The organism is Hydrogenophaga sp. L76, from assembly GCF_057654755.1.
This window is the reverse complement of sequence record NZ_CM172807.1, coordinates 1,211,938-1,227,434: the sequence shown is the minus strand read 5'-3', so window position 1 is coordinate 1,227,434 and position 15,497 is coordinate 1,211,938. Positions and strand designations below refer to the sequence as shown.

General features: G+C 65.6%; 14 protein-coding genes. 10 read left to right on the top strand and 4 right to left on the bottom strand.

The features are described 5' to 3' along the window. Positions 1–34: 34 nt before the first annotated feature. From AC23D4_RS05865 to AC23D4_RS05855, 3 genes are read right to left on the bottom strand one after another with little or no spacing between them, the layout of a single operon-like run. The gene (locus AC23D4_RS05865) at positions 35–589 is read right to left on the bottom strand and encodes a class I SAM-dependent methyltransferase (RefSeq protein WP_472889103.1); all 555 of its coding nucleotides are present in this window, start codon (positions 587–589) and stop codon (positions 35–37) included. Then, positions 589–717, bottom strand: coding sequence for a hypothetical protein (locus AC23D4_RS05860; protein WP_472889102.1), 129 nt, complete (start codon positions 715–717; stop codon positions 589–591). The genes AC23D4_RS05865 and AC23D4_RS05860 overlap by 1 nt, the downstream gene beginning before the upstream one ends. Continuing rightward, positions 714–1,955 carry an MFS transporter gene (locus AC23D4_RS05855; protein ID WP_472889101.1) on the bottom strand — a complete coding sequence of 414 codons (1,242 nt, stop codon included), beginning with the start codon at positions 1,953–1,955 and terminating at the stop codon, positions 714–716. The genes AC23D4_RS05860 and AC23D4_RS05855 overlap by 4 nt, the downstream gene beginning before the upstream one ends. 166 nt (positions 1,956–2,121) lie before the next feature. On the opposite strand from AC23D4_RS05855, the gene AC23D4_RS05850 reads away from it, so the two are divergent. From AC23D4_RS05850 to AC23D4_RS05815, 8 genes are all read left to right on the top strand, one after another. Beyond that, entirely contained in the window at positions 2,122–4,092 is a 1,971-nt protein-coding gene (locus tag AC23D4_RS05850) for a DNA topoisomerase IV subunit B (protein WP_472889100.1), read from the top strand. A 62-nt stretch (positions 4,093–4,154) separates the two neighbouring features. Continuing rightward, a complete protein-coding gene (locus tag AC23D4_RS05845) occupies positions 4,155–4,985 on the top strand; it encodes a lytic transglycosylase domain-containing protein (protein WP_472889099.1) in 831 nt (276 codons plus the stop codon). 18 nt (positions 4,986–5,003) lie between these two features. Next, complete coding sequence (gene parC / locus AC23D4_RS05840; RefSeq protein WP_472889098.1) at positions 5,004–7,349, top strand: DNA topoisomerase IV subunit A; 2,346 nt, start codon at positions 5,004–5,006, stop codon at positions 7,347–7,349. Beyond that, on the top strand, positions 7,349–7,528 hold the full coding sequence (locus AC23D4_RS05835; protein WP_472889097.1) for a hypothetical protein: 180 nt from the start codon (positions 7,349–7,351) through the stop codon (positions 7,526–7,528). The genes parC and AC23D4_RS05835 overlap by 1 nt, the downstream gene beginning before the upstream one ends. 25 nt (positions 7,529–7,553) lie before the next feature. Continuing rightward, on the top strand, positions 7,554–8,846 hold the full coding sequence (locus AC23D4_RS05830) for an amino acid deaminase (protein WP_487623709.1): 1,293 nt from the start codon (positions 7,554–7,556) through the stop codon (positions 8,844–8,846). Positions 8,847–9,050: 204 nt separating this feature from the next. After that, entirely contained in the window at positions 9,051–9,593 is a 543-nt protein-coding gene (locus AC23D4_RS05825; RefSeq protein WP_472889095.1) for a phasin family protein, read from the top strand. 461 nt (positions 9,594–10,054) lie between these two features. Continuing rightward, positions 10,055–10,879 (top strand): hypothetical protein, encoded by an 825-nt coding sequence (locus AC23D4_RS05820; protein WP_472889094.1) that lies wholly within the window; start codon positions 10,055–10,057, stop codon positions 10,877–10,879. Next, positions 10,876–12,066 carry a hypothetical protein gene (locus AC23D4_RS05815; RefSeq protein WP_472889093.1) on the top strand — a complete coding sequence of 397 codons (1,191 nt, stop codon included), beginning with the start codon at positions 10,876–10,878 and terminating at the stop codon, positions 12,064–12,066. Before AC23D4_RS05820 ends, AC23D4_RS05815 begins: the two co-directional genes overlap by 4 nt. 116 nt (positions 12,067–12,182) lie before the next feature. Here the strand turns inward: AC23D4_RS05815 and AC23D4_RS05810 are convergent, their stop codons facing one another. After that, positions 12,183–12,653 carry a RidA family protein gene (locus tag AC23D4_RS05810; RefSeq protein ID WP_472889092.1) on the bottom strand — a complete coding sequence of 157 codons (471 nt, stop codon included), beginning with the start codon at positions 12,651–12,653 and terminating at the stop codon, positions 12,183–12,185. A gap of 77 nt (positions 12,654–12,730) precedes the next feature. On the opposite strand from AC23D4_RS05810, the gene AC23D4_RS05805 reads away from it, so the two are divergent. Next, positions 12,731–14,245 carry a DNA recombination protein RmuC gene (locus AC23D4_RS05805; protein ID WP_472889091.1) on the top strand — a complete coding sequence of 505 codons (1,515 nt, stop codon included), beginning with the start codon at positions 12,731–12,733 and terminating at the stop codon, positions 14,243–14,245. Between the two features lie 8 nt (positions 14,246–14,253). Next, on the top strand, positions 14,254–15,414 hold the full coding sequence (locus AC23D4_RS05800; RefSeq protein ID WP_472889128.1) for an MFS transporter: 1,161 nt from the start codon (positions 14,254–14,256) through the stop codon (positions 15,412–15,414). The last annotated feature ends 83 nt before the right edge of the window (positions 15,415–15,497 follow it).

The window sequence follows — 15,497 nt, the reverse complement described above, 5'->3', positions numbered from 1 at the left end:
AGGCCGCCATCAGCGGGCGCGCGAATCTGACATTCTACCCAGAGGCATCCAGCGGATACCGCGCGGGCAGGGCGGACGGATCCGGGTGTTTTCGCACCGCCGCGATACGTTGAACGAAGCGCTCGGGCCGGTCGGTGAAGCCGTCTTCATAGGCCACGATGTGCAGACCAGCGCAGGCACGCAGCAACTCGCCGGGCTGCAACAGGAAATCGGGCCGCGAGGGCTTGCCCACGGTTTCATTGCCGGCGGCAAAGGTTTCATAGAGCAGCACGCCACCCGGCGCCACGCTGTCGACGATTTGAGGCAGCAGGGGGCGCCAGAGGTAGTTGGTTACCACCACCGCGTCGAACTGTTCGTCCGCAAAGGGCCAGGGGCCGCTCTCGATGTCGGCTTCGACGGCACGACCGAGCCTTGCCACCGCCGCAATGGCCTCGGCAGAGCGGTCGACACCGGTGACCGTGTGGCCCCGCTCCGCAAACCAGCGCAGGTGGCGCCCATGCCCGCAGGCCACGTCTAGCACCCTGCCGCCGGGCGGCACGAGATGCGACCAGCGGCTGATCCAGGCAGAAGGCGCTTCGGTGCCGTGCATCAGAAACAGCTCCAGAGCTGGTCCGCCAGGTTCACCAGGAAATCCGGCCGGTTGTAGAGCGCGAGCGTGGCCAGCAGGGCCAGCGCCACGCCGGCCCATACAAATGCCTTGACCACCAGGGGCTTCACGCGGCCGCTCCCACGCGCTGCGGACCGCGGGTGATGGGCGACTCGCGCACGGGCAGATTGACCAGCGCGGCGAACACGCCCAGCGCGATCGAGATGTACCAGACGATGTTGTAACTCCCGGTCCGGTCGTACAGCACGCCGCCCAGCCAGACGCCCATGAAACTGCCGATCTGGTGGCTGAAGAACACGAAGCCGCCGAGCATGGAGAGGTGTGCCACACCGAAAATCTGCGCCACCACCGCGTTGGTCGGCGGAATGGTGGACAGCCAGAGTACGCCCATGACGGCGGAAAACACATACACGCTGGCAGGCGACAGCGGCACGATCAGGAAGACGCTGATCGCCACCGCACGCGCCAGGTAAATGAAGGCCAGGATATGGCGCTTGGGCATGTGCTGGCCCAGGGCACCTGCGGCGTAGGTGCCGATCACGTTGAACAGGCCGATCAGCGCCAGCGCATAGCTCGCCACCTGGGGCGACAGACCGTTGTCTTTCAGGTAGCTCGGCATGTGCACACCGATGAACACCACCTGGAAGCCGCAGACGAAATAGCCCGCCATCAGCAGCTGGAAGCTGCGGTATTTGAAGGCCTCGCGCAGCGCCTGGAGAATGGTCTGTTCGCGCTTGGGCGCCACGCCACCCACAAAACCCGGCTCGCGCAAAAACAGCGCCAGCGGCATGATCAGCAGCACCGCTGCGCCCAGGAACAGCAGCGCCTCCTGCCAGCCGAACGCGCTGATGAGCCAGCCTTCGACCGGCACCATGAGGAACTGGCCGAACGAGCCGGCCGCGGCCGCCACGCCCATGGCCCAGGAGCGCTTTTCGGCCGGGATCTGGCGCCCGATCACGCCGTAGATCACGGCGTAGGTGGTGCCGGCCTGGGCCGCACCGATCAGCACACCCGCGGTGAGCGCAAAGGTCAGCGGTGTGGGCGAGAGCGCCATGCCGGCCAGACCCAGCGCGTACAGCACGGCACCCACCAGCAGCACGCGGAAGGCGCCAAAGCGGTCGGCCGCCATGCCGGCAAAAATGCCGAACAGGCCCCAGGAGAGGTTCTGGATGGCCAGCGCAAAGGCGAAGTTCTCACGCGTCCAGCCCATTTCCTGGGTGATCGGCAGCAGCCAGAGGCCGAAACCGTGGCGCACGCCCATGGACAGGGTGACGATGGCAGCGCCGCAGGCCAGCACCTGGAACGCAGAAAGACGGGGGGGCGACGCGGCGGCCGGGGAAGAAGTCATCCCGAGACTGTAGCGAATCCGGCCTTTCGGTGGGTGTCACCCCGGCGCGTGGGGTCATGAAATCGGCGGCCATGATTGATGCGCAGCGCGAATCGGTAGAGGTGGCAGGTGTTTGGTCTGTAATTGCATCCAGTGTTTTTGGACGGGGCGCATACAATCCGCCCCCATGGCGACCCAATCCACGAACGAATATTCAGAAGGCTCCATCCGTGTCCTCAAGGGACTGGAGCCGGTGAAACAGCGTCCGGGCATGTACACCCGGACCGACAACCCGCTGCACATCATCCAGGAAGTGCTGGACAACGCGGCCGACGAAGCGCTCGCCGGACACGGCAAAAAGATCAAGGTCACGTTGCACACCGACCACTCGGTGAGCGTGGAAGACGACGGCCGTGGTATCCCCTTCGGCCTGCACCCGGAAGAAAAAGCCCCGGTGGTCGAGCTGGTCTTCACCCGCCTGCACGCCGGGGGCAAGTTCGACAAGGGCAAGGGCGGTGCCTACAGCTTCTCCGGCGGCCTGCACGGCGTGGGTGTGAGCGTGACCAACGCGCTCTCGACACGGCTCGAAGTCACCAGCTACCGCGAAGGCCAGGTGGCCAGGCTCGCGTTTTCCGCGGGCGACGTGATCGAACAGCTGGTGATGACGCCCAAAGGCGAGGGCGACCGCAGGCAGGGCACCACGGTGCGCGCCTGGCCCGATCCGAAGTACTTCGAATCCGCCGCTTTGCCCATGACCGAACTCACCCACCTGCTGCGCAGCAAGGCGGTGCTGATGCCGGGCGTGACGGTGACCCTGGTCAACGAAAAGACCAAGGACACGCAGACCTGGCTCTACAAGGGCGGCCTGCGCGACTACCTGCAGCAGACGCTCAACGGTGATCCGGTGATCCCGCTGTTCGAAGGCGACGGTTTCGCCGATGCCAAAGACGACAACTTCGCCGATGGCGAGGGCGCCTCGTGGTGCGTGGCCTTCACCGAAGACGGCCAGGCCGTGCGCGAAAGTTACGTCAACCTGATCCCCACCAGCGCCGGCGGCACGCACGAAAGCGGTCTGCGCGACGGTCTCTTCCAGGCGGTCAAGGGCTTCATCGAGCTGCACGCGCTCTTGCCCAAAGGCGTGAAGCTGCTGCCCGAAGACGTGTTCGCCCGCGCTTCGTATGTGTTGAGCGCCAAGGTGCTGGACCCGCAGTTCCAGGGCCAGATCAAGGAGCGCCTGAACTCACGCGACGCGGTGCGCCTGGTCGGCAGCTTCGTGCGCCCGGCGCTCGAACTCTGGCTCAACCAGCACGTGGACTACGGCAAGAAACTCGCCGAACTCGCCATCAAGGCCGCGCAGTTCCGCCAGAAAGCCGGCCAGAAGGTCGAAAAACGCAAGGGATCGGGCGTGGCTGTGCTGCCCGGCAAGCTGACCGACTGCGAAAGCAGGGACCTGGCGCACAACGAGGTGTTCCTGGTCGAGGGCGACTCGGCCGGTGGCAGCGCCAAGATGGGCCGCGACAAGGAAAGCCAGGCCATCCTGCCACTGCGCGGCAAGGTGCTCAACACCTGGGAGGTCGAGCGCGACCGCCTGTTCGCCAACAACGAAATCCACGACATTTCGGTCGCCATCGGCATCGACCCGCATGGCCCGCTGGACACGCCCGACATGAGTGGTCTGCGCTACGGCAAGGTCTGCATCCTGAGCGACGCCGACGTCGACGGCTCGCACATCCAGGTGCTGCTGCTCACGCTGTTCTTCCGCCATTTCCCCAAGCTCATCGAGGCTGGTCATGTGTATGTAGCGCGCCCGCCGCTGTTCCGGGTGGACGTGCCCGCGCGCGGCAAGAAGCCTGCGGTCAAGCAGTACGCGCTCGACGAGGGCGAACTGCACGCCATCCTGGACAAGGCCGAAAAAGACGGCGTGGCGCGCGACAAGTGCCAGATCAGCCGCTTCAAGGGTCTGGGCGAGATGAACGCCGAGCAGCTCTGGGACACCACGCTCAACCCGGACACCCGCCGCCTCATGCAGGTCAACCTGGGCACGCTGGACTTCGCCGGCACCGAAGCGCTCATCACCAAGCTCATGGGCAAGGGCGAGGCCGCTTCGCGCCGCGAGCTGATGGAGCTGCACGGCGATTCGGTCGAGGTGGACGTGTGAGACAAAGCCCCCAAGCGTCTCTCCACCTTCGGTGCAGAGCCGGGGCTCCGCCGCTGCGCGGGTTGCTGCCCCCCAAGGGGGCTGACCTTGCTCGGGGCGGCCCTTCGCTGCGGTCGGTTCACCACCACGCTCCGCCGCTGCGTGAGTCGCTGCGCCGCTGGCTGCAGGGCACCGCCATGGCGGTGGTGCTCTCGCTGTCTGCGCCCGCCTGGGCCGAGATCTGGGGCTATGTGGACCGGCACGGTGAGTCCCACTTTGCCGACCACCAGGTCGATCGCCGCTACGAACTGTTTTACCGGGGTGGCCAGCGCCCGGGCAAGAAGTCGTCCAGCATCACACCGGGCGCCGCCTATGCGCCGCGGCTGCAGGCCCGGTTCGCGGTGTCCACGTCTTACAAGGCGGTGCGCCACCTGATCCGCGAGGCCGCCACGGCGCACGGGCTCGAATACGAGTTGCTCAAAGCCGTGATCGCCACCGAGTCGGGCTTCAATGCCCGCGCGGTCAGTCCCAAAGGCGCGGTCGGCCTGATGCAGCTCATGCCCGACACCGCCAGGCGCTTTGGCGTCAGGCCCAGTCGTGCCGAAACCCTGCAGGAGCGGCTCACCGATCCGCGCACCAACATCCTCGCCGGCGCCAGCTACCTGGCGTGGCTGCTCAAGTACTTCGACGGCGAAACCGAACTCGCGCTCGCCGCCTACAACGCGGGTGAGGGCGCGGTGATGCGCGCCGGCCGGCGCATCCCCAACTACCGAGAAACCCGCGACTACGTGCGCAAGGTGACGCAACTGCACCAGAACCTCCTGCCGCCGCGCACCTTGTCGCGCCAGCGAACGGCCACCTCATCTACCGGCATCATGCCGGGGCAGGGCGCTTTGCCCACAGCCAAACTCTGAATCTGAACCCGCCTCTTCATGGACACCCTCACTCCCGAACTCCCGCTGGGCCTGCCCGGCGAGCCTGAAGCCGACAATCTCGCCACCTACGCCCAACGCGCCTACCTCGAATACGCACTCTCCGTCGTCAAGGGCCGTGCCCTGCCCGACGTGTGCGATGGCCAGAAGCCGGTGCAGCGCCGCATCCTCTACGCCATGGACCGCATGGGGCTGGGCTACAGCGGCAACACCGCCGCCAAGCCGGTCAAGAGCGCGCGCGTGGTCGGCGACGTGCTCGGCAAATACCACCCGCACGGCGACAGCGCCGCGTATGACGCGCTGGTGCGCATGGCGCAGGACTTCTCGCAGCGCTACCCCCTGATCGACGGCCAGGGCAACTTCGGCAGCCGCGACGGCGACGGCGCCGCCGCCATGCGCTACACCGAAGCGCGCCTGGCCAGGATCACCGGCCTGCTGCTCGACGAGATCGACCAGGGCACGGTGGACTTCATCCCCACCTACGACGGCTCGTTCGAAGAGCCGAAGCAACTGCCCGCGCGCCTGCCGTTCAACCTGCTCAATGGCGCCAGCGGCATTGCCGTGGGCCTGGCCACCGAAATTCCCAGCCACAACCTGCGCGAGGTGGCCGACGCCTGCGTGGCGTTGATCAAGACGCCCAAGCTCAGCGACGAGGAGCTGTTCGCCATCATCCCCGGCCCTGACTACCCCGGCGGCGGCCAGATCATCAGCCCGGCCGGTGACATCGCCGACGCCTACCGCAGTGGCCGCGGCAGCCTGAAAGTGCGCGCGCGCTGGAAGATCGAAGACCTCGCGCGCGGCCAGTGGCAACTCGTGGTGAACGAGCTGCCGCCCGGCGTGAGCACCCAGCGCGTGCTGGAAGAGATCGAAGAGATCACCAACCCCAAGGTGAAGGCCGGCAAGAAGGCGCTGAGCCAGGACCAGACGCAGCTGAAAGCCAGCATGCTCATGGTGCTGGACGTGGTGCGCGACGAATCGAGCAAAGACGCACCCGTGCGCCTGGTGTTCGAGCCCAAGAGCAGCCGCATCGAACAGCAGGAACTCATCACCGCATTGCTGGCCCACACCAGCCTGGAAAGTTCGTCGCCGATCAACCTGACCATGATCGGCCTGGACGGGCGGCCGACGCAGAAGAGCCTGCGGCTCATGCTGAGCGAGTGGATCGAGTTCCGCCAGTCCACCATCGTGCGCCGCACGCAGCACCGCCTGAACAAGGTGCTCGACCGCATCCACATCCTCGAAGGCCGGCAGCTCGTGCTGCTGAACATCGACGAGGTGATCCGCATCATCCGCCACAGCGACGAGCCCAAGCCCGCGCTGATCGCGGCCTTCAAGCTCAGCGACCGGCAGGCCGAAGACATCCTTGAAATCCGTCTGCGCCAGCTGGCGCGACTCGAAGCGATCAAGATTCAGCAGGAACTGAAGGACCTGCGCGAAGAGCAGGGCAAGCTCGAAGACATCCTGGGCAACCCGGCCAGCTTGAAGCGCCTGATGGTCAAGGAGATCGAGGCCGATGCCAAGACCTTTGCGGACGCGCGCCGCACGCTGATCCAGACCGAGAAAAAGGCCGTGGCCGAAATCAAGGTGGTGGACGAGCCTGTCACGGTCGTCATCTCCAGCAAGGGCTGGGTGCGTGCGCGCACCGGCCACGGCCACGAGGCCGGCAGCTTCGCGTTCAAGGCGGGCGATGGCCTGTACGGCACGTTCGAGTGCCGTACGGTGGACCTGCTCATTGTCTTTGGCAGCAACGGCCGTGTGTACTCGGTGCCGGTGGCCAGCCTGCCCGGCGCACGGGGCGACGGCCAGCCCATCACCACACTGATCGAACTCGAAAGCGGCACACAACCGCTGCACTACTTCGCCGGCACGGCCAGTGCCACGCTGCTGCTCAGCGGCACCGGTGGCTACGGCTTCCTGGCGACGGTGGAAAACCTGGTGTCGCGCCAGCGAGCCGGCAAAGCCTTCATCAGCGTAGGGGAGGGCGAGACCATCTGCGCGCCTTCGCACGTGGCCAACACCTCGGGCAGTCAGCCGCTGCTGCCGGCGACGCACGTGGCCTGCGCCTCCACCGGTGGCCGCATCCTCACCTTTGAAATCGCCGAACTCAAGGCGATGGAGAAGGGCGGGCGCGGCCTGATGCTGATCGACCTCGAAGCCAAGGACACGCTCGCCGGCGCTGCGGCCTACACCCGTAGCGTGAAGATCGAAGGCATTGGCCGCGGCGGCAAGGATCGCGACGAAACGCTGGAGATCCGCAGCCTCAACAACGCCCGTGCTGCCCGCGCCCGCAAGGGCAAGGCGGCCGATCTGGGCTTCAAGCCCAACCGCGTCACACGGGTGGAGTGATGGACCTCAGCGTTTCCGGGGTGGTGGTGGCGGCGGTCAGCTTCGCCATCGCCTTCGGCATCGCCAGGGTGATCGCGGCGGTGTTGAGAAAGCGCCGCCAGGCCCGCGACGAGGCCACCGCTCAGGCCTCGCAAAGCCGTCAGGTGCGGCGCGCTCAGGCGCGCAAAAACAAGGGCTGATGGGCTCCCGCCGGGCGCAGCGCTGATGAAAACCGTCACCATGCACAACCAACGCCCCTTCGGTCCCCACCTCAAGAGCTTCCCCATTGGGAGCGCGCCGCTCACGCGCGGGCAGGTGGCAGAACAGGACTGGCAGCTGCTGCGCGGTGACCTGGCCCTGCCGCTGGCGGTGATCAATCAGAGCGCCTTGCAGCACAATCTGCACTGGATGCGCGACTTCTGCGCGCAGCGCGGCCTGTCCATCGCGCCGCACGGCAAGACCAGCATGTCGCCAGAACTGTGGCAGATGCAGCTGGACGCCGGCGCCTGGGGCATCAGCTTTGCCACTGTGTTCCAGGCGGCGGTGGGCGCGCGGCATGGCGTGCCGGTGCTGCTGATCGCGAACCAGGTGATCCAGCGCGCCGAGCTGGACGCGCTGGCGTTGCTGCACGCCGAGCAGCCTGCGCTGCGTTCGATGTTCCTCGTCGATTCGGTCGGGCAGGTGGATGCCATCGAAGCCTGGGCCACGGCACGCGGTTTCGCAGGCCGGTTCGAGGTGCTGCTGGAGCTGGGCATCGCTGGCCAGCGCACCGGCTGCCGCACGGCCGAAGAAGCCCGGCAGATCGCGCGGCGCATCGCTGCCAGCCCGGTGCTCCGGCTCGCCGGCATCGAGTGCTACGAAGGCACCACCGCGACCTGCGACCACACCCAGGACCGCGCCACTGTGCACGACTTGATGGACCGGGTGGACGCCGTCGCCCGCGAAGCCATCGGGCAGGACTGGTTCGCCCATGAAGAAATCATCCTCAGCGCCGGTGGCTCCGCCATCTTCGATCTGGTGGCCGAGCGGCTCACGCCAGACCTGGGCCGGCCGGTGCGTGGCGTGCTGCGTTCGGGCTGCTACCTCACACACGACCACCAGCGCTACACCCGTTACCTCTGCTGTGTGGCCGAGCGCCTGAACCTGCGTGAAACCCTGAAGCCCGCGCTGGAGGTGCTGGCCTGCGTGCAGAGCTGCCCCGAGCCCGGCCTGGCCCTGCTCAGCATGGGTCGGCGCGACGTGTCTCACGACCTCGATCTGCCCCTGCCGATCTGGCGCTCTGACGGGCAGGTTGGCGCGCCTCGCGGCGTGCCCACCCACTGGCGCATCGACGCGCTCAACGACCAGCACGCCTACCTGCGCTACGACGCCTCGGCCCCTGAGGAGGAATGGCCCGTGCTCGGCGAAACCGTGGCCTCCGGCATTTCGCACCCCTGCACCACGTTTGACAAATGGCGCTGGATGCCGGTTGTGGACGACGCCTACCGCGTGGTGGACGCGGTCACGACCTGGTTCTGAGCACGAGCGTCCGGCGACCTGCGATCGCCAGCGAACCCCCTGCTTTTGGGGAATGCCTCTAACATTGCTGCACTGCAGCAAAAAACGCTTGCCATCCCCGGGATTACCCGTAGAATCGCGTTCATGCTGCACTGCAACATAACTCGGTGATCCGGGACATGTCCAAGAGCGGCTCCTTCAACCCTCCACCTCAAGGAACCCGAAATGAACAACCCCGCTGAACAGATCATCGCCGCCAACAAAGCCAACATGGACGCCTTCGAAGGCGCCGCCAAGAAGGCTTACGCTGGCGTGGAAAAGCTGGTCGAGCTCAACATGGCCGCTTCCAAAGCCGCCCTGGGCGAGTCCTTCAACCACGCCAAGGCCGTGATGTCCGTCAAGACGCCCCAGGAATTCATGAGCCTGCAAGCCGCCTTCTTCCAGCCCCTGGCTGAAAAGTCGACCGCTTACTTCCAGCACGTGCAGAGCATCGCCACCGAAGGCAGTGCCGATTTCACCAAGCAGTTCGAAGCCACCGTGGCTGACGCACAGAAGGCCATCGGCGCCTCCGTGGACCAACTGGTGAAGAACGCACCGGCCGGCTCCGAAGCCGCCGTCGCCGCTCTGCAGAGCGCGCTGAGCCAGGGCCAGAAGGCTGTTGAAACGGCTCAGGCCACCATCAAGAAAGCCTCGGCCACCGCCCAGGCCAACTTCGCCGTCGCTTCCAAGCAGGCCACCGACCTGGCCAAGAAGGCTTCCAAGGTCTGATCCCGGTGTGAACGGCCTTCGGGCCGCTCCTTCCCTTAAAAAGAGGCACTTCGGTGCCTCTTTTTTTTGTGCGCCCGGCATGGTCACACACCTGCGGGTGCAAGTCCCGCTGCGATCTGGTCACCGTGAGCAAAGTGAAGGGCAACGGTGAAGGGCAACTGTGTCAGGGTGACCGATCGTGGGAAGGAAACGTGGAGCGAACATCGCGCTTCGATGAACAAGAACCGCAGACAAGGTGTTGCCATGCAGGGCGAGCAGGCAAAGGACTGCAACGGGCTATGATCAATATCAGGTTGTGTAGATGCGGCGGATGTGTGATGAAGGTGGGCGCTTCTTGTCTGGATCTCTCGCCTGTACCCGCTGCTCAGTACCGCTTTCCCACAGCCGCGCCTGTCGGCTTGTCCATGACTCCGGCGCGTCGACTATTCCTCCTGTCCATGAGACTCCCGTGAGTACCGGTCATGACCTTGATCAGCATCGCCTGTGGGCAACAGGCGCTACCGAATTTCTATGTACTTCATCACCTGACCAAACGCTGGGAAGCGCGAGGCATCGTGTCAACATCAGGCCCCGTCTATGACCCCGGAGCCGATGCCTGCGTGCTTCATGTCGACAAAACCCGTCTGAACGACGCCGATGCTCCCACACCTCCTGCGGGACGGGCTGTGATCAATGGGGCGGTACGGGATATCTCCAAGAGCCTGTACTCGACCCTGCGACTTTCCCGGGATGGCGACTGGGACGGCCCGGTCATTGTGAAAACCGATCTCAACCATTTTGGGTTGCCCGAAGGTCTGGCTTGTCTTCCGCCAGAACACCACATGCCGTCCCCGCGGGTCAGGCTCACTGCCAGGCCGTGGCAACTGGCCGGCCAGTTGCCGGACCGGCACTACCCCGTGGTGCCCTCCATCCGTGATGTTCCAGGGTGGGTCTGGCGCAACCCGGCCTACATCGTTGAACGGTTCATGCCTGAGCGTGACGGTGATCTCTACTGCATCCGGGGATGGATGTTCCTGGGCTCCTTCAGCTACGGCTGGCGGCTGCTGGGCACCGACCACATGGTCAAGGCCGGTAACCTGGTGCGGCACGAGTTCATTGACGACGTACCGGACGAACTGATCGACTTGAAGCAACGCGCGGGTTTCGATTTTGGAAAATTCGATTACGTCATGCATGAAGGCAAACCGATCGTGCTGGACCTGAACAAGACACCCGCCTACGCTGGCGACCCTGACTCTCCCAGGCTGACACACCTGTCCCGGGGCATCGAGGAATTCCTGCCATGACCATGCCGTTGAGCTGGCTGATCGATCTGGACGCCTTGCTGCCACCGGACGCGGTCTTCATGGCCAGAACCGATTTGCACCAGACGCGCTTGCTCGGATTCCAGCCTGTCAATCTGGAGGCTGTCACTGGCATCGGACTGGGGATGTTCGGACGGCGCGCTGCCGTGCGACACCGTTCCTGTGCCACGGTGGCGTTTCTGGACCTCATGACGCTGGCCGGCCTTCGCGTCGAGGAAACCACGCTGCGCTACGACACGGGCGAGGAAGCCCACGCACTGGCGCGACAGCTTGTGCAGGAAGGCCACCGGATTCTGTCCGCATACCCAATGCCACCAGCCTTGTACGACGACAGCGCACTGCTGGTTCCGAATTCCCTGTGGCACGATCTCAACGCCAAGAGCCGGCTGCATCTGCTGGTACCGCCTCAAAACCTGGCACCCCGGCACTTGGTCAACCATGCGCAAGCCTGGCCAATGACGTTCACGTTTCCGGTCTGGCTGAAGGTGGCCGGTGATGCAGCCACAGGATGGGGTTATGCGGTCAGGCACTGTGCCGACAGCTCCAGCTACCAGGCCGCTCTTGATGAGCTGGAGACGCTCGACCCGAAAGGCACCCTGATCATGGAATCCCATATCAAGGTGCGCCGCAGTTGGTGCGCTTGCATTCTCGTGAGCCCCGACCAAGTGATTTACGCCGGCTGCGCCGAGCAGATCTTCGATCGGCCTGGCAAGCAATCGGGTAGCTTGATCGATGCCAACGACGCGCCATCATCGGAAATGGAGACGTTGATGACGACAATCGGGGAACGGGCACGTCAGGCCGGTTTCATTGGGATCGCCGGCTGCGATGTCGGCGAAACGGATGAAGGTCAACTCGTGGCGTTTGACCCCAACTTCCGTCTCAATGCCTCCAGCGCTCAGGTGCTGTTGCACGCCTCGGCCACCGCACGCGCCGGAGCCCACGTCACCCAATCTGTCACCTTGCGTTCTCAGCGGCGTTTCCCGGAGATGACCGCCCGGCTCGAGCGTTGGGTTGCATGTGGTCGTTTTGTGCCGACCCGGGGTCTTGATGCACACCACCTGGCCGCGGCCCAAGGGATTTCGACCATCGCCGGTTTCGTCGTCGAACACTCCAGAGCGTCGGCAACCGACACCATGAACGAGCTGCAATCGCTGATGGTGACCTGAAAGGGACGCAACCCTGGTCGATTAAAACGAAGTGACAAACCCCAGCGATTCATTCACTTGCAGCAAACAACGGGATCAGGGCCGATCTCAAGACGGTTCGGTCAGCTTTGTCTTTTTCACCCCAGTTCGGCGATCAGCTCGATTTCCACACAGGCACCCATCGGAATCTGCGCCACGCCAAACGCGCTGCGGGCGTGGGCGCCAGCTTGGGGGCCGAACACTTCGCCCAGCAGTTCGCTGCAGCCGTTGGTGACCAGGTGCTGTTCGGTGAAGGTGCCGGTGCTGTTGACCAGGCTCATGACCTTGACGATGCGCTTCACGTCGTCCAGCGTCTTGCCGGTGACCAGGCAGGCGGCGGCGAGCGTGCCCATGAGGTCGATGGCGATGGCGCGGGCGGCGAGCTTGCCTTCTTCGGTGGTGGTGGTCAGGCCGAGCTGACCGACCCAGGGTTTGCCGTCTTTCTTGGCAATGTGGCCGCTCAGAAAGATGAGATTGCCGGTCTGCACGAAGGGCACGTAGGCGGCGGCCGGGATGGCCACGGGCGGCAGTTCGATGCCGAGTTGGGAAAGCTTGTCGTAGACGCTCATGGGGGGCTCCTGAAAATGGGATCGGGTCATTCTATAGAGCGCCCGGACGTGCCCGGGCCTCGCCGATAATCGTCCGCATGTTTGAATCCGTGTCGTTCTGGATGGTCCTGGGTTTGCTGTTGCAGGGGTTGATCCTGCTGCTGTTGCTGTGGCTGTTGTTGCGGCGCCGGCCGGTGGACGCCGCTGAGCTGGCGCACCGCCAGTTGCTGCTGGGCTCGCTGCAAAACCAGGCGCAGCGCATGGAACACATCGAGAGCGAACTGCGCCGCGAGATCAGCGACAGCTCGCGCGGTGGCCGGCAGGAGATCCAGCAGACCCTGGCCACCTTCCAGGAAACGCTGACGCGCCAGGACGCCGAGGCCACGCGCACGCAGAACACCCAGCTCGACGCGTTTGCCCATCAGTTGCTGCAACTGCGCGGCACCCTGGGCGATACGCTCACCCAGCAGTTGCAGGCGATCAGCCTGGGCATGGGGCAGCAGGCCGCCGAGGCCACGCGCACGCAGAACGCGCAGATCGACGCTTTTGCCCAGCAACTGGTGCAACTGCGTGGCACCTTGGGCGACACGCTCACGCGCCAGCTGCAGGACATGAGCGAGGGCAACGCGCGCCGTCTGGCCGAGATCCGCACCACGCTGGACGGCCAGCTCTCGCAACTGCAGCAGAGCAACGCCGCCAAACTGGACGAGATGCGCGCGACCGTGGACGAGAAGCTGCAGAGCACGCTGCAGGCGCGGCTGGGCGAGAGCTTCAAACAGGTGGCCGACCGGCTGGAGCAGGTGCACAAGGGCCTGGGCGAGATGCAGACGCTGGCGCAGGGCGTGGGCGATCTGAAACACCTGCTGACCAACGTGAAAACCCGCGGCATGTTCGGCGAAGCCCAGCTCGGCGCCCTGCTGGAGCAGGTGTTCGCGCCCGACCAGTACGCCACCCAGGTCGCCACGCGCCCGGGAAGCCGCAACGTGGTGGACTTCGCCATCAAGCTGCCGGGGCGCGGCGACGACGGTGCACCCTGCTGGCTGCCGATCGACGCCAAGTTTCCGAACGAAGACTACGAACGCCTGCTCGACGCACAGCAGCGCGCCGACGTGGACGGTGCCGAAGCGGCCGCGCGCGGGCTGGAGCAGCGCATCAGGTTCGAAGCCAAAAGCATGGCCGACAAGTACCTGGAGCCGCCGCACACCACGGACTTCGCCATCCTGTTCCTGCCCACCGAAGGGCTTTACGCCGAGGTGCTGCGCCGCCCGGGGCTGATGGAGGTGCTGCAGCGCGAATACCGTGTCACGCTGGCGGGCCCGACCACGCTGATGGCCATGCTCAATTCGCTGCAGATGGGTTTTCGCACGCTGGCGCTGGAAAAGCGCAGCAGCGAGGTCTGGCAGGTGCTGGGCGCGGTCAAGACCGAGTTCGGCAAGTTCGGCGATGTGCTGGCCAAGGTCAAGAGCCAGACGCAGACCGTGCTCAACACGCTGGACAACGCCGAGACGCGCAGTCGCGCCATGAGCCGCGCGCTCAAGACGGTGGAGGCGCTGCCGCAGGAACAGGCCAGCGCGCTGCTGCCGCTCGATCCCAACGACCGCGGGGAGGTTTGAGCACGCGCCTGCGAGTCGGGCTGGCGCGCCTGATCGCGGCGCAGGTCAGCCTGCACGCCTGCATGACCGGCTTTCGCATGGCCGCGCCGCTGATGGCGCTGCGCGAAGGTCACAGCGCTGCGGCGGTGGGCATGCTGCTGGCGCTGTTTGCGCTGGCCCAGGTGTTCCTGGCGCTGCCCGCCGGGCGCTACGCCGACCGGCGCGGGCTCAAAAAACCGTTTGCCCTGTCCATCGGCACGGCCACGCTGGGCGCAGCGGCTGCGGTGGCCTGGCCGGTGTTCCCCGTGTTGTGCCTGACGGCGCTGGCCTGCGGCGCGGCCACGGGCCTGGCCATGATCGCGCTGCAGCGCCACGTGGGCCGGATGGCCACGAACGCCACCGAACTCAAGCAGGTGTTCAGCTGGATGGCGATCGGGCCATCCATCTCCAACTTCCTTGGGCCGTTCGCGGCCGGCTTGATGATCGACGCCTGGGGTTTCAGGGCGGCCTACCTGCTGCTGGCTCTGCTGCCGTCGCTGGCCTGGTTCTGGGTGCGCAGCGTGGTGGAGCACGAGCCGTTGGCGCCCGCCCAGCGCGGCGCCAGCGGTTCTTCGTGGAACCTGCTGCGCCAGCCCGACTTCCGGCGCCTCATGCTGATCAACTGGCTGTTGTCCTCGTGCTGGGATGTGCACACTTTTCTGGTGCCGGTGATCGGCCACGAGCGCGATCTCAGCGCTACGGTGATCGGCTCGATCCTCGGTGCGTTCGCGCTGGCGGCCACGGCGATCCGGCTGGCCATGCCCTGGTTGGCGGCCCATCTGCGCGAGTCGGTGGTGATCGGCACGGCCATGGTGGTGACGGCGCTCCTGTTTTCGGTCTACCCGCTGGTCCATGCGGCTTGGGCCATGGGCGCCTTGTCCATCGGCCTGGGACTGGCGCTGGGGCTGGTGCAACCCATGATCATGAGCACGCTGCACCAGATCACACCCCACCATCGCCATGGCGAGGCCCTGGGCCTGCGGGCCATGGCCATCAATGGCTCCAGTGTGGTGATGCCGCTGCTGTTCGGATCGGCCGGTGTGGTGGTCGGCGTGGCCGGTGTGTTCTGGGCGGTGGGCGTGGTGGTGGGACTGGGTTCGCGTCTGGCCTGGACCTTGCGGCCGACGCTGAGCGAACCTGAGAGGCACTGAGTTTGCGCCCGCGCAAAAGCGGATCGACGGCCTGTCGGGAGGCTCGGCGCGTGAGCCTTTTAGAATCGCAGGCCAACCTGAAA

Excerpts from the sequence above, each read along its gene's own strand:
- AC23D4_RS05865 (WP_472889103.1), bottom strand. The coding sequence starts at position 589 with ATGCACGGCACCGAAGCGCCTTCTGCCTGGATCAGCCGCTGGTCGCAT.
- AC23D4_RS05855 (WP_472889101.1), bottom strand. The coding sequence starts at position 1,955 with ATGACTTCTTCCCCGGCCGCCGCGTCGCCCCCCCGTCTTTCTGCGTTC.
- AC23D4_RS05850 (WP_472889100.1), top strand. The coding sequence starts at position 2,122 with ATGGCGACCCAATCCACGAACGAATATTCAGAAGGCTCCATCCGTGTC.
- parC (WP_472889098.1), top strand. The coding sequence starts at position 5,004 with ATGGACACCCTCACTCCCGAACTCCCGCTGGGCCTGCCCGGCGAGCCT.
- AC23D4_RS05835 (WP_472889097.1), top strand. The coding sequence starts at position 7,349 with ATGGACCTCAGCGTTTCCGGGGTGGTGGTGGCGGCGGTCAGCTTCGCC.
- AC23D4_RS05830 (WP_487623709.1), top strand. The coding sequence starts at position 7,554 with ATGAAAACCGTCACCATGCACAACCAACGCCCCTTCGGTCCCCACCTC.
- AC23D4_RS05825 (WP_472889095.1), top strand. The coding sequence starts at position 9,051 with ATGAACAACCCCGCTGAACAGATCATCGCCGCCAACAAAGCCAACATG.
- AC23D4_RS05820 (WP_472889094.1), top strand. The coding sequence starts at position 10,055 with ATGACCTTGATCAGCATCGCCTGTGGGCAACAGGCGCTACCGAATTTC.
- AC23D4_RS05815 (WP_472889093.1), top strand. The coding sequence starts at position 10,876 with ATGACCATGCCGTTGAGCTGGCTGATCGATCTGGACGCCTTGCTGCCA.
- AC23D4_RS05810 (WP_472889092.1), bottom strand. The coding sequence starts at position 12,653 with ATGAGCGTCTACGACAAGCTTTCCCAACTCGGCATCGAACTGCCGCCC.
- AC23D4_RS05805 (WP_472889091.1), top strand. The coding sequence starts at position 12,731 with ATGTTTGAATCCGTGTCGTTCTGGATGGTCCTGGGTTTGCTGTTGCAG.